This window comes from Streptococcus mitis (assembly GCF_009496205.1).
Classification (GTDB): Bacteria; Bacillota; Bacilli; order Lactobacillales; family Streptococcaceae; genus Streptococcus; species Streptococcus mitis_BN.
Map to the genome: position 1 here is coordinate 1 of NZ_WIJO01000033.1, position 21,600 is coordinate 21,600.

Sequence of the window (21,600 nt, forward strand, 5' to 3'; positions counted from 1 at the left end):
AGAAGGTCTTGGAATTGAGGGGAGTTCCTTCACGAGCTTCGACAAGAGTTTGTTCGTACTGCTTTTGAGCTTGCTTAGCGAGGTAGAAGATTTTTTTAAATCCACAATTTTGTCTTCTTTTAGGGCATCCATTACAGACAAAGGTATCCTTATCGAGTAGAGGACAAGGAAGGTTGTTAGAGGTAGAGTCTCTAATTTATTTATTTCGTTTGACTTCTTTAGAAACAGTAGTTGGGTCTTTTAGAATAAGTTGCCTAATAGCTTTGAATGTTTCCCCGCGCTCTAAACCTAGCTGGATGTCATTACGGTCTGAAAGTGTAAGGTGTTTCTTTTTTGTCATAGTAGACCTCATTTCTAACTCAAACGTCTTACACTTAATTCCACCATAAAAATCCGTTTTAGACTAATTTCCACTTTGACCAGCCAAGTGGAAGTTACTTTGAGAAGTTACCAGAAAGAATTGGGACTATAATTTCTCTTACAAAGGGAGAATTTTCTGAAAAATCATGATATAATGGAAGAGACTATAGATAAAGGATAGAGAGTAATGACATTAGTTTATCAATCAACACGTGATGCCAACAATACAGTAACTGCTAGCCAAGCAATTTTGCAAGGTTTGGCAACGGATGGTGGTTTGTTTACACCAGTCACTTATCCAAAGGTAGATTTGGACTTTGACAAATTGAAAGATGCTTCTTATCAGGAAGTTGCTAAGTTAGTTTTGTCAGCCTTTTTAGATGACTTTACAGCTGAGGAGTTGGACTACTGTATCAACAATGCCTACGATAGCAAGTTTGATACTCCAGCTATTGCACCATTGGTGAAACTGAATGGGCAATACAACTTGGAACTGTTCCATGGTTCAACGATTGCCTTCAAGGATATGGCCTTGTCTATCTTGCCATACTTTATGACGACTGCTGCTAAAAAGCATGGTTTGGAGAACAAAATAGTCATCTTGACAGCCACATCTGGTGATACTGGGAAAGCTGCTATGGCAGGGTTTGCGGATGTACCTGGCACTGAGATTATCGTCTTTTATCCAAAAGATGGTGTCAGCAAGGTGCAAGAGTTGCAAATGACCACTCAGACTGGCGACAATACTCATGTTATCGCCATTGACGGTAACTTTGACGATGCGCAAACGAATGTGAAACATATGTTTAACGATGTAGCCCTTCGTGAAAAATTGGCTGCCAACAAGTTGCAATTTTCATCAGCTAACTCTATGAATATTGGTCGTTTGGTACCACAGATTGTTTATTATGTTTATGCCTACGCTCAGTTGGTTAAGACTGGTGAGATTGTAGCTGGTGAAAAGGTCAACTTCACAGTACCAACAGGAAACTTTGGAAATATCTTGGCTGCCTTTTATGCTAAGCAAATTGGTTTGCCAGTTGGCAAATTAATCTGTGCTTCAAATGACAACAATGTTTTGACAGACTTTTTCAAGACACGTGTTTACGACAAGAAACGTGAGTTTAAAGTGACTACTAGTCCATCTATGGATATTTTGGTATCTTCAAACTTGGAGCGTTTGATTTTCCATCTTTTAGGTAATGATGCGGTTAAAACAGCTGAACTCATGAATGCCTTGAACAAGCAAGGACAATATGAGTTGACAGACTTTGATGCAGAGATTTTGGACCTCTTTGCAGCTGAATATGCGACTGAGGAAGAAACGGCAGCAGAAATCAAGCGTATTTATGAGGCAGATTCTTATATCGAGGATCCACATACGGCGGTTGCCTCGGCAGTTTATAAGAAATACCAAGCGGCTACTGGCGATGTGACTAAGACAGTGATTGCTTCAACAGCGAGTCCATACAAGTTCCCAGTGGTTGCAGTAGAAGCTGTAACAGGTAAAGTAGGCTTGACTGACTTTGAAGCCTTGGCTCAATTACATGATATTTCAGGAGTTGCAGTGCCACCAGCAGTTGACGGGCTTGAAACAGCTCCTGTTCGTCACAAGACAACAGTGGCAGCTGCTGATATGCAAGCAGCGGTTGAGGCTTATCTAGGACTTTAAGACAGAGGGAGTAAACTCGGTTGGGAAACCAACTGAGTTTCTTTTCATCAGGAGGAAGGATTGTTTAAGAAAAATAAAGACATTCTTAATATTGCCTTGCCAGCTATGGGCGAAAACTTTTTGCAGATGCTCATGGGGATGGTGGATAGTTACTTGGTAGCCCACTTGGGCTTGATAGCTATTTCGGGTGTATCAGTAGCTGGCAATATTATCACGATTTATCAGGCGATTTTCATCGCTCTGGGAGCTGCTATTTCCAGTGTTATTTCAAAAAATTTGGGGCAGAAGGATCAATCTATGCTAGCCTATCATGTGACTGAGGCATTGAAGATTACCTTACTATTAAGTTTCCTTTTAGGATCTTTGTCTATCATCTCTGGGAAAGAGATAATAGGACTTTTGGGGACGGAGAGAGATGTAGCTGAGAGTGGTGGACTCTACCTATCCTTGGTGGGCGGATCGATTGTTCTCTTAGGTTTAATGACTAGTCTGGGAGCCTTGATTCGTGCAACGCATAATCCACGTCTGCCTCTCTATGTTAGTTTTTTATCCAATGCCTTGAATATTCTTTTTTCAAGTCTAGCTATTTTTGTTCTGGATATGGGGATAGCTGGTGTTGCTTGGGGGACAATTCTGTCTCGTTTGGTAGGTCTTGTGATTTTATGGTCGCAATTAAAGTTGCCTTTTGAGAAACCGACTTTTGGTTTAGATAAGGAACTATTGACCTTAGCGTTGCCAGCAGCTGGAGAGAGGCTCATGATGAGGGCTGGAGATGTCGTGATCATTGCCTTGGTTGTTTCTTTTGGAACGGAGGCGGTGGCTGGAAATGCAGTCGGAGAAGTCTTGACCCAGTTTAACTATATGCCTGCCTTTGGCGTCGCTACTGCAACGGTCATGCTGGTAGCTCGAGCAGTTGGAGAGGATAATTGGGAAAGAGTAGCTAATTTGAGCAAGCAAACCTTTTGGCTTTCTCTGCTTCTCATGTTGCCCTTGACGCTTAGTGTCTATGCCTTGGGTATACCACTAACTCATCTCTATACGACTGATTCTCTAGCGGTGGAGGCTAGTGTGCTAGTGACACTTTTTTCACTACTTGGTACTCCTATGACGATAGGAACAGTCATCTATACAGCAGTCTGGCAGGGTTTGGGCAATGCTCGGCTTCCCTTTTATGCGACAAGTATAGGAATGTGGTGTATCCGCATTGGAACAGGATATCTGATGGGGATTGTGCTTGGTTGGGGCTTGCCCGGTATTTGGGCCGGAACCCTTTTGGATAATGGTTTTCGTTGGTTATTTCTACGTTACCGTTACCAGCGTTATATGAGCTTGAAAGGATAGGAAATGCAAAAAACAGCTTTTATTTGGGATTTAGATGGGACTTTATTGGATTCTTACGAAGCGATTTTATCAGGAATTGAGGAAACTTTTGCTCAGTTTTCTATTCCTTATGATAAGGAGCAGGTGAGGGAGTTTATTCTCAAGTTTTCTGTGCAGGATTTACTTGTGCAGGTGGCAGAAGAGAGAAAGCTGGATGTGGAAATGCTAAATCAGGTGCGTGCCCAGAGTTTGGCTGAGAAGAATGCTCAGGTAGTTTTGATGCCAGGTGCGCGTGAGATGCTAGCTTGGGCAGACCAAGCAGGAATTCAGCAGTTTGTTTACACTCATAAGGGAGACAATGCTCTTACAATTCTCAGAGACTTGGGTTTGGAGTCCTATTTTACGGAGATTTTAACCAGTCAGAGTGGCTTTGCGCGGAAGCCAAGTCCAGAAGCGGCTAACTATCTGATAGACAAGTATCAGTTGAATCATGATAATACTTATTATATAGGGGATCGGACTCTGGATGTGGAATTTGCCCAGAATAGTGGGATTCAAAGTATTAACTTTTTAGAGTCAACTTATGAAGGAAATCACAGGATTCAAGCATTAGCAGATATTTCCCATATTTTTGAGACTGTGCGATAAAAAGATTGTTTCAGTTTTGTGACAGAGACCTAACAAACTATTTCAAGTAACCGAGTTTGTTACAAGGAATAGACAGTTCTGTTAAATAGGCCTGAGAGGGCTTTTTTTCTGCTTTTTTTGTGTTATGATAGACAGGTACTCATTTGAAAGGAATATGAAAGAATGAAGAAAAGAATATTATTAGCCTCAACGGTAGCCTTGTCATTTGCCCCAGTATTGGCAACTCAAGCAGAAGAAGTTCTTTGGACTGCACGTAGTGTTGAGCAAATCCAAAACGATTTGACTAAAACGGACAACAAAACAAGTTATACTGTTCAGTATGGTGATACCTTGAGCACTATTGCAGAAGCCTTGGGTGTAGATGTCACAGTTCTTGCGAATTTGAATAAAATCACGAATATGGACTTGATTTTCCCAGAAACTGTTTTGACAACGACCGTCAATGAAGCAGAAGAAGTAACGGAAGTTGAAATCCAAACACCTCAAGCAGATTCTAGTGAAGAAGTGACAACTGCGACAGCAGATTTGACAACCAATCAAGTGACCGTTGATGATCAAACTGTTCAAGTTGCAGATCTTTCTCAACTAATTGCAGAAGCTCCAAAAGCGGTAGAAACTACAAGTACAAAAGAAGTAGCAACAAGTTCAGAAGTTACAGAGACAGTGACTACTTCAGAAGAAGTCGCGCCATCTACAGGAACTTCTGCTTCAGAGGAGCAAACAGCCGAGACAAGCAATGCAGTTGCAGAAGCAGCTCCTCAGGCAACGAGTCCAGCTGAGAAGCAGGAAACACAAGCAAGCATTCAAGCTGAATCAGCAGTGGAAGCAACTGCAACACCAGTTGAAGAAAAAGCAACCGAAACAACTACAACAAGTTCAGAAGAAGCAAAAGAAGTAGCATCATCAAGTGAAGCTACAGCAGCAGTTTCTACTTATCAACCAAAAGAGGCGAAAACAGTTTCAACAACTTACGCGGCTCCAGCAGCGCCCGATTATGCTGGACTTGCGGTAGCGAAATCTGAAAATGCAGGCCTTCAACCACAAACAGCTGCCTTTAAAGAAGAAATTGCTAACTTGTTTGGCATCACATCCTTTAGTGGTTACCGTCCAGGAGACAGTGGAGATCACGGAAAAGGTTTGGCTATCGACTTTATGGTACCAGAAAGCTCAGAATTAGGGGATAAGATTGCGGAATATGCAATCAAAAATATGGCTAGTCGTGGAATTAGTTACATTATTTGGAAACAACGTTTCTATGCTCCATTCGATAGCAAATATGGACCAGCTAATACTTGGAACCCAATGCCAGACCGTGGTAGTGTGACAGAAAACCACCATGACCATGTTCACGTTTCAATGAATGGATAAATCAGATTTGATAATATAATGTTTACGAATGATATCTAGCTTTCGTGATAGAGAGCGATTCTCGTTCGTTTTTTTCTTTGTCATACTCTTCGAAAATCTCTTTAAACCACATCAGTTTTATCTGCAACCTCAAAGCTGTGCTTTGAGCAACCTACGGCTAGCTTCCTAGTTTGCTCTTTGATTTTCATTGAGTATCAATTTGAATGGAAAATGGAAGTTAGTATTTTGTAATAATCCAAGCATAGTTCTTGCAATCTATTTTAATTTATATTATACTTGATTAGTCAATTATTGATAAATCAATCGAAAAGAGAAAAGAAATGATAGAGATTCAAGATCTGCTTTATCAACTCCGCTTGTCTGAGCAAGCGAGTACGCAATTGTTTGAAAAAAGACTTGAGATTAGTTTGACACGGTATCAGATTTTATTATTTTTGCTGAAGCATTCCCCTTGTAATCAAATAGCGGTTCAGGAGCGTTTGAAGATTGATCAGGCTGCTTTGACCCGACATTTCAAAATTCTGGAAAAGGAAGGTTTGGTGGAGCGTCATCGTAATCCTGAAAATCAGCGGGAAGTGTTGGTAGAGGCTACGAAGTATGCCAAGGAGCAGTTAGTGGTGAATCCCCCTCGGCAACATATCAAGATTAAGCAAGAGATGGAAAGTATCTTAACAGAATCTGAAAAAACAGAACTCAGCCGTTTAGTAAACAAATTGGTTTTGGGTATTGAGAATATAGAAATTTAAGGAGAAGTAGATGTCAATTATTACAATCATTTTAGCAACGATTGTTGCTTTGGAGCATTTTTACATTTTTTATTTGGAAAGTATTGCAACGCAATCAGATGCGACTAGTCGTGTCTTTAACATGGACAAGGAAGAACTGGCTCGTCCGTCAGTAAGTTCATTGTTTAAAAATCAAGGGATTTATAATGCTTTGCTAGGAGTCTTTCTCTTGTATGGAATTTATTTCTCACAGAATTTAGAAATTGTGACTATTTTTGTTTTATTTGTGATAGGTGCTGCGGCTTATGGCTCTCTCACAGCAGATAAGAAAATTATTTTAAAGCAGGGTGGACCAGCTATTTTGGCCTTGATTAGTATTTTCCTCTTTAAATAAATTTAAAAGTCGGTTCTAGTCTCGCTAGTCCTTTTCACTCCAGAATAAGGGAAATATGTTATACTTGTCTTTAAGAAAATAGTTTCATTAAATTGGTTTTGAGGAGTTAGAAATGAAAGTATTAGTGACAGGTTTTGAGCCCTTTGGAGGGGAAAAGGTCAATCCAGCTTTGGAGGCCATTAAAGGTTTACCAGCTGAAATCCATGGTGCTGAGGTCCGTTGGTTAGAAGTGCCAACAGTCTTTCACAAATCGGCTCAAGTATTGGAAGAAGAGATGAACCACTATCAACCGGACTTTGTCCTTTGTATCGGTCAAGCTGGTGGAAGAACTAGCTTGACGCCTGAACGAGTGGCCATTAACCAAGATGATGCACGCATTCCTGATAATGAGGGTAATCAACCGATTGACCTTCCCATTCGCCCAGACGGTGCTCCGGCCTACTTTAGTAGTCTGCCGATTAAAGCGATGGTTCAAGCTATAAAAAAAGAGGGATTGCCGGCCTCTGTTTCCAATACTGCAGGGACTTTTGTCTGCAATCATTTGATGTATCAAGTCCTCTATTTGGTAGAAAAGAAATTTCCACATGTTAGGGCAGGGTTTATGCATATTCCTTATATGATGGAACAGGTGGTGAATCGACCGACCGCTCCAGCTATGAGTTTAGTGGACATTATGCGAGGGATAGAAGCAGCAATCGGGGCTATTATAGAACATGGAGATCAGGATCTCAAGTTGGTAGGCGGAGAAACTCATTGATAGAAAAAAGCTTGAGGGAAAACCTTCAAGCTTTTGGACGTTTTCGAGCCAATACTGCTCGGTAAAAAATCATTTTATTGATTTGAATGTAGGGTAGGAGTGAGAAACTAGCAATCCCAAAGGTAATCCAATTGAGGAAATACCAAGGAAGGAGTTGTAAGTCTAGGACAAAGCGCTGAAATTTGTAACCTTTCATTAAGAAACGGCTGGTTTTAAGGATTTGTCCTGGTTTGGCTTGTCCTAAGTCTAGGGTGTCACAGAGGAGAAATTCTACCTGTGAATAGGCATAGTATTGTGGAATATAGAGACTATTTCCGACAATCATCAAGAGGATACTTGCTAGAAAGTAAAGACCAAAGATCATGAGGAAGTGCTCGGTTTCAATTGACGTGAGATCCAGATTAGGAAATTCAGGATGAAGACCTACGAATTTCTTTGCTAAAAAGCTACTGTAAAAAAGGAAGTAAATTCCAAGCAAACTAGGAATGCTCCATAAGAAGAGGTAGAAACGTTTGAGGAGAAGAGTCAAAAAGGTTTGTGAAAAGTGCGCTTCGTTAAAGAGAGTAAGACTATTTTTGACAGATAGTTCTGTATCAGGATTTTTGATGAGTTTCAGGGTTGTATAGACTGAACTGGTTAGAAGTATTGTCCCGATAAAGGAGACTAATAGTGGAAAGAGGTAGGCTTGGAATACATGGCCAAACACGCTTAAAAAGGATTGTTCTAAAATAGCCTCGTTGATACGCTCTAAGGGATTGAGAAAGCCAGATAAGATGACCAGCATGCTAGGTAAGAGATAGACGAGAAAGAGGCGGGGATTTTCAGCTTGAAATTGTCTAGCTTGCAGACGAATGGTTTTTAAATCAATTTTTGGGTATTTCATTCTCTCATTATACCATAGTTCGTGACAGTTCCTGCTTTTTTTGATAAAATCATACAGTATGCCCTTGGGCACAGAGTATGAACTGGGACTGTCTTTCCCAGCTTCGGAGGTAAAAAATGTCAGATTCACCAATCAAATATCGTTTGATTAAGAAAGAGAAACACACGGGTGCTCGTCTGGGAGAAATCATCACTCCCCACGGGACCTTCCCAACACCTATGTTTATGCCAGTTGGGACTCAAGCCACTGTCAAAACTCAGTCGCCTGAAGAATTGAAGGAGATGGGTTCGGGAATTATCCTGTCAAACACCTATCATCTCTGGCTTCGTCCTGGAGATGAACTCATCGCACGCGCAGGTGGTCTCCACAAGTTCATGAATTGGGACCAGCCTATTTTGACAGATAGTGGTGGTTTTCAGGTTTATTCCTTAGCAGATAGCCGCAATATCACAGAAGAAGGGGTAACCTTTAAAAACCATCTCAATGGTTCTAAGATGTTCCTATCACCAGAAAAAGCCATTTCTATTCAGAACAATCTGGGCTCAGACATCATGATGTCCTTTGACGAATGTCCTCAGTTTTATCAACCATACGACTACGTTAAGAAATCAATCGAGCGTACCAGCCGTTGGGCTGAGCGTGGTTTAAAGGCTCATCGTCGTCCGCATGACCAAGGATTATTTGGGATTGTGCAAGGGGCAGGATTTGAAGACTTGCGTCGCCAATCGGCTCATGACCTTGTTAGCATGGATTTCCCAGGCTACTCTATCGGTGGTTTGGCGGTGGGAGAAACCCACGAAGAGATGAATGCAGTCTTGGACTTTACAACTCAACTGCTGCCTGAAAATAAACCTCGCTATTTGATGGGGGTGGGAGCGCCAGATAGCTTGATTGATGGGGTGATTCGTGGGGTGGATATGTTTGACTGTGTCTTGCCGACTCGAATCGCTCGTAATGGGACTTGTATGACCAGTCAAGGTCGTTTGGTTGTCAAAAATGCTCAGTTTGCTGAGGACTTTACGCCACTGGATCCTGAATGTGATTGCTACACATGTAAGAACTATACACGCGCTTATCTTCGTCACCTGCTCAAGGCTGATGAAACCTTTGGTATCCGCTTGACTAGCTACCACAATCTTTACTTCTTGCTTAACCTGATGAAGCAAGTTCGACAAGCCATCATGGATGACAATCTTTTGGAATTCCGTGAGTATTTTGTTGAAAAATATGGTTATAATAAGTCAGGACGCAATTTCTAAAATGGAATAGATATAAGCTAAAAATCCTAAGTTTTCTCTTGGGATTTTTCTTCTTTTTTTGATAGAATAAAGTGTATAACGAAAGGAAGAATAAACTCGTATGCGCATTAAATGGTTTTCCTTGATTAGGATTACAGGTTTACTCCTGGTACTCTTGTATCATTTCTTTCAGACTATCTTTCCTGGAGGATTTTTCGGGGTAGATGTCTTTTTCACATTTTCAGGCTTCTTGATTACGGCCCTACTCATCGAAGAATTTTCTAAAAATCATGAGATTGACTTGATTGGATTTTTTAGGAGACGTTTTTATCGGATTGTGCCACCTGTGGTTTTGATGGTCTTGGTGACCATGCCTTTTACTTTTTTGGTTCGCCAAGATTATGTGGCTGGAATTGGGGGTCAGATTGCGGGTGTCTTAGGTTTTATGACTAACTTCTATGAGCTCCTAACAGGTGGGAGTTATGAATCTCAGTTCATTCCTCATTTGTTTGTCCATAATTGGAGCTTGGCTGTTGAGGTGCACTACTATATTCTTTGGGGATTGGCAGTTTGGTTCTTATCTAAGCAGTCGAAATCAAATGGTCAGTTGAGAGGGATGGTCTTTCTCCTATCTGCTGTTGCCTTCTTGATTAGTTTCTTCTCCATGTTTATTGGTAGTTTTCTAGTAACCTCTTATTCATCTGTTTATTTCTCCAGTTTAACTCATGTCTATCCATTCTTTTTGGGAAGTATCTTAGCAACGATTGTAGGCGTTCGTCAGACGACTTCCCTAGTTAAGCAATTGGATAAAATCTGGGATTTAAGCAAGACCCTTTTAGTTTTTGGGGGAGGTTTTGGCTTTTTACTCATTTTGACCTTCTTTGTCAAATTTACCTATCTCTTTGCCTATCTTATGGGCTTCTTGCTTGCCAGTCTTGCAGCCATTGCTATGATTCTGGCGGCGCGTGTCTTACATGAAAAGACTCCTAACGTGCAGGAGCCAAAGATTATCAGCTTTTTAGCAGATACTAGCTATGCAGTTTATCTCTTCCATTGGCCTTTTTATATCATTTTCTCACAGTTGACATCAAATCTTTTTGCTGTGTTACTGACTTTGATTTGTTCTTATGGATTTGCCAGTCTTTCATTTTATGTATTGGAACCTTGGATTGCAGGAAAGAGCACACCTATTTTACAAACTCTTCGTCCCCTGCCTTATATTCAAACAATCCTTGCAGCAAGTACAGGAATCTTGGCCTTCATTGTCCTCTTAGTAACTTTGTTGGCACCACAAGTGGGAGCGTTTGAGACAGATTTAACTGTCAATGGCTTGAAGCAAGCTGCAACAAATATTAGCCAGACCAAGGTGATGGCAGAACGAGCAGAAGCTGATAGTTTAGGAATTGCTGATGGTACTATGTTAATTGGTGATTCGGTGGCTCTAAGGGCAAATACAGCTTTGCAGACAGCTCTTCCTGGAGCACAGATTAATGCACAAGTTAGCAGAACAACTAAGACTGCCAATGAAATCATGCTAAATAATAGCCAGAATAAATTTTTACCTAAGATGGTGGTCATTGCGACTGGGGTAAATAATCCTGAAAATTACAAGGAAGATTGGGATAGTATCGTAAAAAATCTTCCTAAGGGCCACCATATGATTTTGGTGACACCTTATGAAGGAGATAAAACAAAAGAGACCTATGCAATCGTTGAGAAGGCTGCTGCTTATATGAGAGAATTGGCAGAGAAGACACCTTATATCACAGTTGCTGATTGGAATCAAGTTGCTAAGGAACATCCAGAAATTTGGACTGGAACAGACCAAGTCCATTTTGGAAGTGACAATAGCAAAATTGAAGCAGGAGCAAAATTGTATGCAGATACCATTGCTACAGCCTTGCAAACAGCTCAAGACAAACCAGTCAAATCAAAATAACTTGTATTAAAAAGAGAAGAGTTGGAGAAATCCAGCTCTTTTAAAATATCTCTAGAAAATAGGTCTATACCATTTACAAATGAATCAGAAAGGTTTATAATGTAATTGACATAATAAATATCAAAAGTAATCTTTTAAGGAGGTCATTATTATGCCTAATTACGTTAAAGCGGATCAGTTTTTCTATCCATTTGGCATTCGTCGCGGTGGGTACTTAGAACTTGTTGATGGCAAATTTGGGAAACATGTGGATCAAATTCCTGAAGGAGCAGAGGTTCTTGACTATACTGGTTATAGCATTGCACCAGGTCTTGTGGATACTCATATTCATGGATATGCAGGTGTAGATGTGATGGACAACAACATTGAAGGTACATTGCATACTATGAGTGAAGGACTTCTTAGTACCGGTGTTACCAGTTTCTTGCCCACAACTTTAACAGCCACTTATGAGCAATTGCTTGCAGTCACTGAAAATCTTGGAAACCATTATAAAGAAGCAACAGGTGCTAAGATTCGTGGAATTTATTATGAAGGTCCATATTTCACAGAAACTTTTAAGGGGGCACAAAATCCAACTTATATGAGAGACCCGGGTGTTGAGGAGTTTCATTCTTGGCAGGATGCTGCAAAAGGGATGCTAAATAAAATCGCTATTGCACCAGAACGTGATGGGGTGGAAGATTTTGTACGTACTATTACAGGTGAAGGTGTGACAGTTGCACTTGGACACTCAGATGCGACATTTGAACAAGCTAAGAAGGCAGTCGATGCTGGAGCTAGTGTTTGGGTACATGCCTATAATGGGATGCGTGGTTTAACACACCGCGAACTCGGTATGGTAGGAGCTATGTATGAGCTCCCACATACTTACGCAGAATTGATTTGTGATGGTTATCACGTAGATCCAAAAGCTTGTGAGATTTTACTTAAGCAAAAGGGGACAGAAAACATCGCTCTTATTACGGACTGTATGACAGCTGGTGGGCTTGAAGACGGTGACTATATGTTGGGAGAATTCCCTGTTGTAGTAGCAAATGGAACTGCACGTCTCAAATCTACTGGTAATTTGGCAGGTTCTATCCTCAAACTTAAAGATGGTATGAGAAATGTAGTCGAGTGGGGTATTGCAAATCCACACGAAGCGGTCATGATGGCTAGCCTTAACCCAGCTAAATCTGTTCACATTGATGATGTCTGTGGTCAAATCCGTGAAGGCTACGACGCAGACTTTATCGTATTAGATAAAGATTTGGAATTGGTAGCAACCTATCTAGATGGTGTGAAACGTTATCAAGCATAAGAGAGAAAGCAGAAGTTAGTGACTGATTTCTTTTCAGATTTTATAAAGGGTAAACTGCACTCCAAAAGTTAGATTTTTTCCGCCTAACTTTCGGGGTGTTTTCGTTATGTGTAAAATAGAGCTACATTCTCTGGATAAATTATTTATCTAACTTTTTTGGGAGTACTGTTATGAAAGTCTTTTAATTTCCTTAAACTCATTATTTTTCTATAAGTAAATCTCCTTAAATGAGTAGTAAAAATATAAATAAGAAAATTCTTTGTTGTCTTGAAGTGGCTTCCTTTTGTCTTTAGAAAATACCTCTAAATATGGTAAAATAGTAGGAGAATAATGTGAGGAAAATGAATGTCAAATAGTTTTGAAATTTTGATGAATCAATTGGGGATACCTACTGAAATGAGACAGGATCCTGCTTTATTACAGGCTGATATTGAGCGAGTTGTGGTTCATAAAATTAGTAGGGTGTGGGAGTTTCATTTCGTATTTTCTAATATTTTACCGATTGAAATCTTTTTAGAATTAAAGAAAGGTTTGAGCGAAGAATTTTCTAAGACAGGCAATAAAGCTATTTTCGAAATCAAGGCTCTGTCTCAAGAATTTTCAAATCAACTCTTGCAGTCCTACTATAGAGAGGCTTTTTCTGAAGGGCCATGTGCTAGCCAAGGTTTTAAGTCCCTTTATCAGAATTTGCGAGTTCGTGCGGAGGGCAATCAGCTATTTATTGAAGGATCTGAGGCGATTGATAAGGAGCATTTTAAGAAAAATCACCTTCCTAATTTAGCGAAACAACTTGAAAAGTTTGGTTTTCCAGCTTTTAATTGTCAAGTAGAGAAGAATGATGTCCTGACACAAGAGCAGGAAGAGGCCTTTCATGCTGAAAATGAGCAGATTGTTCAAGCTGCTAACGAGGAAGCGCTCCGTGCTATGGAACAACTAGAACAGATGGCACCTCCTCCAGCGGAAGAGAAACCATCCTTTGATTTTCAAGCTAAAAAAGCTACACCTAAACCAAAGTTGGACAAGGTGGAGATTACTCCTATGATCGAAGTGACGACGGAGGAAAATCGTTTGGTCTTTGAAGGGGTTGTTTTTGATGTGGAGCAAAAAGTGACCAGAACAGGGCGTGTTTTGATCAACTTTAAAATGACGGACTACACTTCAAGTTTTTCGATGCAAAAGTGGGTTAAGAACGAGGAAGAGGCTCAGAAGTTTGATTTAATCAAGAAAAACTCTTGGCTCCGAGTTCGTGGGAATGTGGAGATGAATAACTTCACACGTGATTTGACTATGAACGTGCAAGACGTGCAGGAAGTTGTTCACTATGAGCGGAAGGACTTGATGCCAGAAGGTGAGCGTCGGGTTGAGTTTCATGCTCATACTAACATGTCGACCATGGATGCACTACCCGAGGTAGAAGAGATCGTTGCGACAGCTGCTAAGTGGGGACACAAGGCGGTTGCCATCACGGACCATGGAAATGTTCAGTCCTTCCCACACGGTTATAAGGCGGCTAAGAAAGCGGGAATCCAGCTGATCTATGGTATGGAAGCCAATATCGTGGAGGACCGTGTTCCTATCGTCTATAACGAAGTAGAGATGGACTTGTCAGAAGCGACCTATGTGGTCTTTGACGTGGAAACAACGGGACTTTCAGCTATTTATAATGACTTGATTCAGGTTGCGGCTTCTAAGATGTACAAGGGGAATGTCATTGCTGAATTTGATGAATTTATCAATCCTGGACATCCCTTGTCAGCTTTTACGACTGAGTTGACTGGAATTACAGATGACCATGTCAAAAATACCAAACCACTAGAACAAGTTTTGAAAGAATTCCAAGAATTTTGCAAGGATACGGTCCTAGTTGCCCACAATGCGACCTTTGACGTTGGCTTTATGAATGCCAACTATGAGCGTCATGGTCTGCCAAAGATTACTCAGCCAGTTATTGATACGCTGGAGTTTGCTAGAAACCTCTATCCTGAGTATAAACGTCATGGTTTGGGACCTTTGACCAAGCGTTTTGGTGTGGCCTTAGAACATCACCACATGGCCAACTACGATGCGGAAGCTACTGGTCGTCTGCTCTTCATCTTTATCAAAGAGGTGGCAGAAAAACATGGTGTGACCGATTTAGCTAGACTCAACATTGATTTGATTAGCCCAGATTCTTATAAAAAAGCTCGGATTAAACATGCGACAATTTATGTCAAGAATCAAGTAGGGCTAAAAAATATCTTTAAGCTGGTTTCGTTGTCTAATACCAAGTACTTTGAAGGAGTGCCACGGATTCCGAGAACGGTTCTAGATACCCATCGAGAGGGTTTGATTTTGGGATCGGCTTGCTCCGAGGGTGAAGTTTTTGACGCAGTTGTTTCCCAAGGTGTAGATGCGGCGGTTGAGGTGGCCAAGTATTATGACTTTATCGAGGTCATGCCACCAGCTATCTATGCTCCCTTGATTGCTAAGGAGCAGGTTAAGGATATGGAGGAGCTCCAGACTATTATCAAGAGTTTGATAGAGGTCGGGGACCGTCTTGGCAAGCCTGTTCTGGCTACGGGAAATGTCCATTATATCGAACCGGAAGAAGAGATTTACCGTGAAATTATCGTCCGTAGTTTGGGACAGGGAGCTATGATTAACCGAACCATCGGTCATGGTGAACATGCCCAACCAGCACCACTTCCAAAGGCTCATTTTAGAACGACTAATGAGATGTTGGATGAATTTGCCTTCTTGGGAGAGGAACTGGCACGTAAACTGGTTATTGAAAACACCAATGCCTTGGCAGATATCTTTGAACCTGTTGAGGTTGTTAAGGGTGACTTGTATACGCCTTTCATCGACAAGGCTGAAGAAACAGTTGCCGAGCTGACCTATAAGAAAGCTTTTGAGATTTATGGAAATCCGCTGCCAGATATTGTCGATTTGCGGATTGAAAAAGAACTAACCTCTATTCTGGGGAATGGATTTGCTGTGATTTATCTGGCATCGCAGATGCTGGTTCAACGTTCCAATGAACGGGGTTACTTGGTTGGTTCTCGTGGGTCTGTAGGATCTAGTTTCGTTGCGACTATGATTGGGATTACAGAGGTCAATCCTCTCTCTCCTCACTATGTCTGTGGTCAGTGTCAATACAGCGAATTTATCACCGATGGTTCTTATGGTTCAGGTTTTGATATGCCTAATAAGGACTGTCCAAACTGTGGACACAAACTCAGCAAAAATGGGCAAGATATTCCGTTTGAGACCTTCCTCGGTTTTGATGGGGACAAAGTTCCCGATATTGACTTGAACTTCTCGGGAGAAGATCAGCCTAGCGCCCACTTGGATGTGCGTGATATCTTTGGTGAGGAATATGCCTTCCGTGCGGGAACGGTTGGTACGGTAGCTGCTAAGACTGCCTATGGATTTGTAAAGGGCTACGAGAGAGACTACGGGAAGTTTTATCGTGATGCAGAGGTGGAACGCCTTGCTCAAGGTGCTGCCGGTGTCAAGCGGACAACAGGACAACACCCGGGGGGAATCGTCGTTATTCCGAACTACATGGATGTCTATGATTTTACGCCCGTCCAGTATCCAGCAGATGACGTGACGGCTGAATGGCAGACCACTCACTTTAACTTCCATGATATCGATGAGAACGTCCTCAAACTCGATGTGCTGGGGCATGATGATCCGACCATGATTCGGAAACTTCAAGATTTATCTGGGATTGATCCTAATGAAATCCCTATGGATGACGAAGGTGTGATGGCCCTTTTTTCTGGGACGGATGTGTTAGGGGTAACACCTGAGCAAATCGGAACGCCGACGGGTATGCTGGGGATTCCAGAGTTTGGAACCAACTTTGTACGTGGGATGGTAGATGAGACGCATCCGACGACTTTTGCAGAGTTGCTTCAGCTCTCAGGTCTGTCCCACGGTACCGATGTCTGGTTGGGGAATGCCCAGGATTTGATCAAGCAAGGAATTGCGGACCTATCAACTGTTATCGGTTGTCGGGACGATATCATGGTTTACCTCATGCATGCGGGTCTCGAACCTAAGATGGCCTTTACCATCATGGAACGGGTGCGTAAGGGCTTGTGGCTGAAGATTTCCGAAGAGGAACGCAATGGCTACATCGAAGCCATGAAGGCTAATAAGGTGCCAGAGTGGTATATCGAATCCTGTGGGAAAATTAAGTACATGTTCCCTAAGGCCCATGCGGCAGCCTACGTTATGATGGCCTTGCGTGTGGCCTACTTCAAGGTTCACCATCCGATTTATTATTACTGTGCTTATTTCTCTATCCGTGCCAAGGCATTTGATATCAAGACTATGGGAGCGGGCTTAGATGCTATTAAGCGAAGAATGGAAGAAATCGCTGAAAAACGGAAGAACAATGAAGCTTCTAATGTGGAAATCGATCTCTATACAACTCTTGAGATTGTTAATGAAATGTGGGAGCGTGGTTTCAAGTTTGGAAAACTCGATCTCTATCGTAGTCAGGCGACAGAATTCCTCATTGATGGGGATACTCTCATCCCGCCATTTGTAGCAATGGATGGTCTGGGAGAGAACGTTGCTAAGCAGTTGGTACGAGCGCGTGAAGAGGGAGAATTCCTCTCCAAAACAGAACTACGCAAACGCGGTGGCCTCTCATCTACCTTGGTTGAAAAGATGGATGAAATGGGAATTCTGGGCAATATGCCAGAGGATAACCAGCTCAGTTTGTTTGATGAGTTGTTTTAAGAATTAGAACGGAGAACATCTTTATGAAACTAAGAATTTTTGCGGAAGATAGGCCGGCTGAGAAGGTGTTTGAGTATCAATTGGAACTTGCTGACCAGACAATACTTCTATCAACAGCACTCTTGTCTGGTGCCATTGCTTTAGCAGGATTGTTTTCTGCTTTGAAAGAAAAATAAACAAAAAGAAAAGGAAGAATAGAATGGTTTTACCAAATTTTAAAGAAAATCTAGAAAAATATGCGAAATTATTGGTTGCGAACGGAATTAATGTGCAACCTGGTCACACTTTGGCTCTCTCTATCGATGTGGAGCAACGTGAGTTAGCTCACTTAATCGTCAAAGAAGCTTATGCCTTGGGTGCACATGAGGTTATCGTTCAGTGGACAGATGATGTCATCAACCGTGAGAAATTCCTCCACGCACCGATGGAGCGTCTGGATAATGTACCAGAATACAAGATTGCTGAGATGAACTATCTCTTGAAAAACAAGGCTAGCCGTCTAGGGGTTCGTTCATCTGATCCAGGTGCCTTGAACGGTGTGGATGCTGACAAGTTGTCAGCTTCTGCTAAAGCGATGGGACTCGCTATGAAGCCAATGCGTATCGCAACGCAATCCAATAAAGTCAGCTGGACTGTGGCAGCTGCTGCTGGACTTGAGTGGGCTAAAAAAGTCTTTCCAAATGCTGCGAGCGACGAAGAAGCAGTTGATCTCCTTTGGGACCAAATCTTCAAAACTTGCCGTGTCTACGAAGCAGATCCTGTTAAGGCCTGGGAAGAACACGCTGCTATCCTCAAGAGCAAGGCAGATATGCTTAATAAAGAGCAATTTTCAGCCCTTCACTACACAGCTCCAGGGACAGATTTGACACTTGGCTTGCCGAAGAACCACGTTTGGGAATCAGCTGGTGCTATCAATGCACAGGGTGAAGGCTTCTTGCCAAATATGCCGACAGAGGAAGTTTTCACAGCGCCTGACTTCCGTCGTGCAGATGGTTATGTAACCTCTACAAAACCACTTAGCTACAACGGAAATATCATCGAAGGCATTAAAGTAACCTTCAAGGATGGACAAATCGTAGATATCACTGCTGAGAAGGGTGACCAGGTCATGAAAGACCTTGTCTATGAAAATGCTGGCGCGCGTGCCTTGGGTGAATGTGCCTTGGTACCAGATCCAAGTCCAATTTCTCAGTCAGGTATTACCTTCTTTAACACTCTTTTCGATGAAAATGCTTCAAATCACCTGGCTATTGGTGCAGCCTATGCGACTAGCGTCGTTGGTGGTGCAGAAATGACTGAAGAAGAGCTTGAAGCTGCGGGACTTAACCGTTCAGATGTTCACGTAGACTTTATGATTGGGTCTAGTCAAATGGATATCGATGGTATCCGTGAGGATGGGACACGTGTACCACTCTTCCGTAACGGAGATTGGGCAAATTAAGGAGATAATATGTTAGGAAGTATGTTCGTTGGTCTCCTAGTGGGATTTTTAGCAGGTACTCTGACCAATCGTGGAGAGCGAATGGGATGTTTTGGAAAAATGTTTCTCGGATGGATTGGTGCCTTTATAGGCCATTTGCTTTTTGGGACTTGGGGGCCGATAATAGCAGGAACTGCCATTATTCCGGCAGTACTAGGTTCCATGATTGTCTTAGCGATTTTCTGGAGACGAGGAAGTTAATTTCTTAAATCTGATACTCAATGAAAATCAAAGAGCAAACTAGGAAACTAGCCACAGGCTGCTCAAAGCACTGCTTTGCGGTTGTAGATAGAACTGACGAAGTCAGCTCAAAACACTGTTTTGAGGTTGCAGATGGACGTTGACGCGGTTTGAAGAGATTTTTGAAGAGTATGAAACGAAAAGGAGGTTGGTCATTGTACCAGCCTCCTTTTGGGTATGATATAATAGTTCTATGAGATTAGATAAATTTTTAGTGGCCTGCGCTGTGGGGAGTCGGACTGAGGTCAAAAACTTGCTCAAGGCTGGGCGCGTGACTGTAAATGGTAAAAAAGAAAAATCAGCTAAATTGCAGATTGATGAAGAAAGAGATGAGATTCACTTTGATGGGCAAGTACTGGAGTATGAAGAGTTTGTCTACTACATGATGAACAAGCCCAAAGGGGTTATTTCAGCGACTGAGGATCCCAAACACAGAACCGTTCTGGACTTGTTGGATGATATTGCTCGGAGCAAGGAAGTTTTCCCAGTAGGACGCTTGGATATTGATACACATGGTCTTCTACTCTTGACCAATGATGGCCAGCTTGCCCATGCTCTTCTTTCACCCAAGCGTCATGTGGATAAGACCTATCTGGCCCACGTCAAGGGAATCATGACCCAAGAAGATGTGGATATATTTGCCAAGGGAATTCCTCTTAAAGACTTTACTTGTCAGCCCGCTAAACTGGAGCTTGTGTCTATAGATACAGAAAAGAATCAAAGCCAAATCCGTGTGACTATTGCAGAAGGGAAGTTCCATCAGGTCAAGCGTATGGTGGCATACTGTGGTAAGGAAGTAGTAGACCTACAGCGTTTGACTATGGGAACTCTGATGTTAGATGATAACTTACAAAGAGGAGAATGGCGTCGCTTGACCAAAGAAGAATTAGAAGTTCTCCGTGCTGGTATTGTTTAATTTAGTTTATATTTGAAAAAGGTGAGGAAGAATGTCCTTGCCTTTTATGTTTTTCAGTTGCTTCCTTTGTGAAAAGAGTTATAATAGACTGTAGAATAAAAGGAGGAATCTATGAACGCTATTCAAGAATCATTTACTGATAAATTATTTGCCAACTATGAAGCAAATGTAAAATACCAAGCGATTGAAAATGCTGTTAGTCACAACGGAATTTTTGCAGCCCTTGAGCGTCGCCAAAGCCATGTGGACAATACACCTGTTTTCTCATTGGATTTGACCAAGGACAAGGTAACTAACCAGAAAGCGTCTGGTCGTTGCTGGATGTTTGCGGCTCTCAACACCTTCCGCCACAAACTTATCTCTCAATACAAACTTGAAAACTTTGAATTGTCACAGGCCCACACTTTCTTCTGGGACAAGTATGAGAAATCAAACTGGTTCTTGGAGCAAGTCATTGCGACTGCAGACCAAGAATTGACGAGCCGTAAGGTTAAATTCCTACTTCAAACACCACAACAAGACGGTGGTCAGTGGGATATGGTCGTTTCTCTCTTTGAGAAATACGGTGTCGTGCCTAAGTCAGTTTACCCTGAGTCTGTTTCATCTAGTAGCAGTCGTGAGCTAAATGCAGTCCTTAACAAATTGCTTCGCCAAGATGCTCAAATCTTGCGTGACTTGCTCGCTTCTGGCGCAGACCACGCGACTGTTCAAGATAAGAAAGAAGACCTCTTGCAAGAAATCTTTAATTTCCTTGCTATGTCCCTAGGCCTTCCACCACGTAAATTTGACTTTGCTTATCGCGATAAGGATAACAACTACCAAAGCGAAAAGGGCATCACACCACAAGAGTTTTACAAGAAATATGTCAATCTTCCTCTAGAGGACTATGTTTCTGTTATCAATGCCCCAACTGCTGACAAGCCTTACGGCAAATCTTACACAGTTGAGATGTTGGGGAATGTGGTTGGTAGCCGTGCGGTTCGTTACATCAATGTACCGATGGAACGCTTGAAAGAATTAGCGATTGCCCAAATGCAAGCAGGTGAGACTGTTTGGTTTGGTTCTGATGTCGGCCAGCTCAGCAACCGTAAGGCTGGAATCCTTGCGACAGATGTTTATGACTTTGAATCAAGCATGGACATTAAACTCACTCAAGACAAGGCTGGACGTTTGGATTACAGCGAAAGTTTGATGACCCACGCCATGGTCTTGACAGGTGTTGATTTGGATGAAAATGGGAAGTCAACCAAGTGGAAGGTTGAAAACTCATGGGGAGACAAGGTTGGTACCGATGGGTACTTTGTTGCCTCAGACGCTTGGATGGACGAATACACTTACCAAATCGTTGTCCGTAAGGAATTGCTGACAGCAGAAGAACAAGCTGCCTATGAATCAGAACCAATTGTACTCGCACCATGGGATCCAATGGGTGCCTTGGCCGAATAAAAGTATAGAAAAAAGGAATCAGATTTTAGAACCTGATTCCTTTTTAGGGCTCTTTGTCAACTGTAGTGGGTTGAAGAAAAGCTAAGCTCGAGAAAGGACAAATTTCGTCCTTTCTTTTTTGATGTTTAGAGCGATAAAAATCCTTTTTTTGAAGTTTTCAAAGTTCCGAAAACC

17 protein-coding genes and 1 pseudogene are annotated in these 21,600 nt (G+C 41.9%); 16 read left to right on the plus strand and 2 right to left on the minus strand.

Features of this window, described 5'->3' with window-relative positions:
* Nucleotides 1-340, minus strand: a pseudogene (locus GEZ85_RS06530) (helix-turn-helix domain-containing protein); the annotation flags it as partial.
* Nucleotides 341-547: 207 nt separating this feature from the next.
* On the opposite strand from GEZ85_RS06530, the gene thrC reads away from it, so the two are divergent.
* The 7 genes from thrC to pcp all read left to right on the plus strand — a co-directional run bounded on the left by thrC (nt 548) and on the right by pcp (nt 7,244).
* Nucleotides 548-2,032: a threonine synthase gene (gene thrC, locus GEZ85_RS06535; RefSeq protein WP_153209827.1), complete on the plus strand. Its 1,485-nt coding sequence runs from the start codon at nt 548-550 to the stop codon at nt 2,030-2,032.
* 60 nt (nt 2,033-2,092) lie between these two features.
* A complete protein-coding gene (locus tag GEZ85_RS06540) occupies nt 2,093-3,373 on the plus strand; it encodes an MATE family efflux transporter (protein ID WP_153209826.1) in 1,281 nt (426 codons plus the stop codon).
* A gap of 3 nt (nt 3,374-3,376) precedes the next feature.
* Complete coding sequence (locus GEZ85_RS06545) at nt 3,377-4,000, plus strand: HAD family hydrolase (protein WP_153209825.1); 624 nt, start codon at nt 3,377-3,379, stop codon at nt 3,998-4,000.
* 162 nt (nt 4,001-4,162) lie between these two features.
* Complete coding sequence (locus tag GEZ85_RS06550) at nt 4,163-5,368, plus strand: LysM peptidoglycan-binding domain-containing protein (RefSeq protein ID WP_153209824.1); 1,206 nt, start codon at nt 4,163-4,165, stop codon at nt 5,366-5,368.
* A gap of 320 nt (nt 5,369-5,688) precedes the next feature.
* A complete protein-coding gene (locus GEZ85_RS06555) occupies nt 5,689-6,114 on the plus strand; it encodes a MarR family winged helix-turn-helix transcriptional regulator (RefSeq protein WP_194251532.1) in 426 nt (141 codons plus the stop codon).
* Between the two features lie 10 nt (nt 6,115-6,124).
* Entirely contained in the window at nt 6,125-6,487 is a 363-nt protein-coding gene (locus tag GEZ85_RS06560; RefSeq protein ID WP_024057670.1) for a DUF1304 domain-containing protein, read from the plus strand.
* A 112-nt stretch (nt 6,488-6,599) separates the two neighbouring features.
* A complete protein-coding gene (gene pcp / locus GEZ85_RS06565; RefSeq protein ID WP_153199942.1) occupies nt 6,600-7,244 on the plus strand; it encodes a pyroglutamyl-peptidase I in 645 nt (214 codons plus the stop codon).
* Between the two features lie 25 nt (nt 7,245-7,269).
* Here pcp and GEZ85_RS06570 read toward each other — a convergent pair whose 3' ends face one another.
* Nucleotides 7,270-8,127, minus strand: coding sequence for a DUF975 family protein (locus GEZ85_RS06570; RefSeq protein ID WP_153209823.1), 858 nt, complete (start codon nt 8,125-8,127; stop codon nt 7,270-7,272).
* Between the two features lie 116 nt (nt 8,128-8,243).
* On the opposite strand from GEZ85_RS06570, the gene tgt reads away from it, so the two are divergent.
* From tgt to pepC, 9 genes are all read left to right on the plus strand, one after another.
* Nucleotides 8,244-9,386 carry a tRNA guanosine(34) transglycosylase Tgt gene (gene tgt / locus GEZ85_RS06575; RefSeq protein ID WP_001285237.1) on the plus strand — a complete coding sequence of 381 codons (1,143 nt, stop codon included), beginning with the start codon at nt 8,244-8,246 and terminating at the stop codon, nt 9,384-9,386.
* 100 nt (nt 9,387-9,486) lie between these two features.
* Complete coding sequence (locus tag GEZ85_RS06580) at nt 9,487-11,304, plus strand: acyltransferase family protein (RefSeq protein ID WP_153209822.1); 1,818 nt, start codon at nt 9,487-9,489, stop codon at nt 11,302-11,304.
* 151 nt (nt 11,305-11,455) lie between these two features.
* The gene (nagA, locus tag GEZ85_RS06585; protein WP_001134549.1) at nt 11,456-12,607 is read left to right on the plus strand and encodes an N-acetylglucosamine-6-phosphate deacetylase; all 1,152 of its coding nucleotides are present in this window, start codon (nt 11,456-11,458) and stop codon (nt 12,605-12,607) included.
* A gap of 345 nt (nt 12,608-12,952) precedes the next feature.
* The gene (locus GEZ85_RS06590; RefSeq protein WP_153209821.1) at nt 12,953-17,344 is read left to right on the plus strand and encodes a PolC-type DNA polymerase III; all 4,392 of its coding nucleotides are present in this window, start codon (nt 12,953-12,955) and stop codon (nt 17,342-17,344) included.
* A gap of 23 nt (nt 17,345-17,367) precedes the next feature.
* Nucleotides 17,368-17,520: a hypothetical protein gene (locus GEZ85_RS06595; RefSeq protein WP_049499548.1), complete on the plus strand. Its 153-nt coding sequence runs from the start codon at nt 17,368-17,370 to the stop codon at nt 17,518-17,520.
* A gap of 23 nt (nt 17,521-17,543) precedes the next feature.
* The gene (locus tag GEZ85_RS06600; RefSeq protein WP_153209820.1) at nt 17,544-18,785 is read left to right on the plus strand and encodes an aminopeptidase; all 1,242 of its coding nucleotides are present in this window, start codon (nt 17,544-17,546) and stop codon (nt 18,783-18,785) included.
* A gap of 9 nt (nt 18,786-18,794) precedes the next feature.
* A complete protein-coding gene (locus GEZ85_RS06605; RefSeq protein ID WP_000901572.1) occupies nt 18,795-19,025 on the plus strand; it encodes a GlsB/YeaQ/YmgE family stress response membrane protein in 231 nt (76 codons plus the stop codon).
* Between the two features lie 232 nt (nt 19,026-19,257).
* Nucleotides 19,258-19,980: a pseudouridine synthase gene (locus tag GEZ85_RS06610; protein WP_153209819.1), complete on the plus strand. Its 723-nt coding sequence runs from the start codon at nt 19,258-19,260 to the stop codon at nt 19,978-19,980.
* A gap of 111 nt (nt 19,981-20,091) precedes the next feature.
* The gene (pepC, locus tag GEZ85_RS06615) at nt 20,092-21,426 is read left to right on the plus strand and encodes an aminopeptidase C (RefSeq protein WP_153209818.1); all 1,335 of its coding nucleotides are present in this window, start codon (nt 20,092-20,094) and stop codon (nt 21,424-21,426) included.
* Nucleotides 21,427-21,600: the final 174 nt, after the last annotated feature.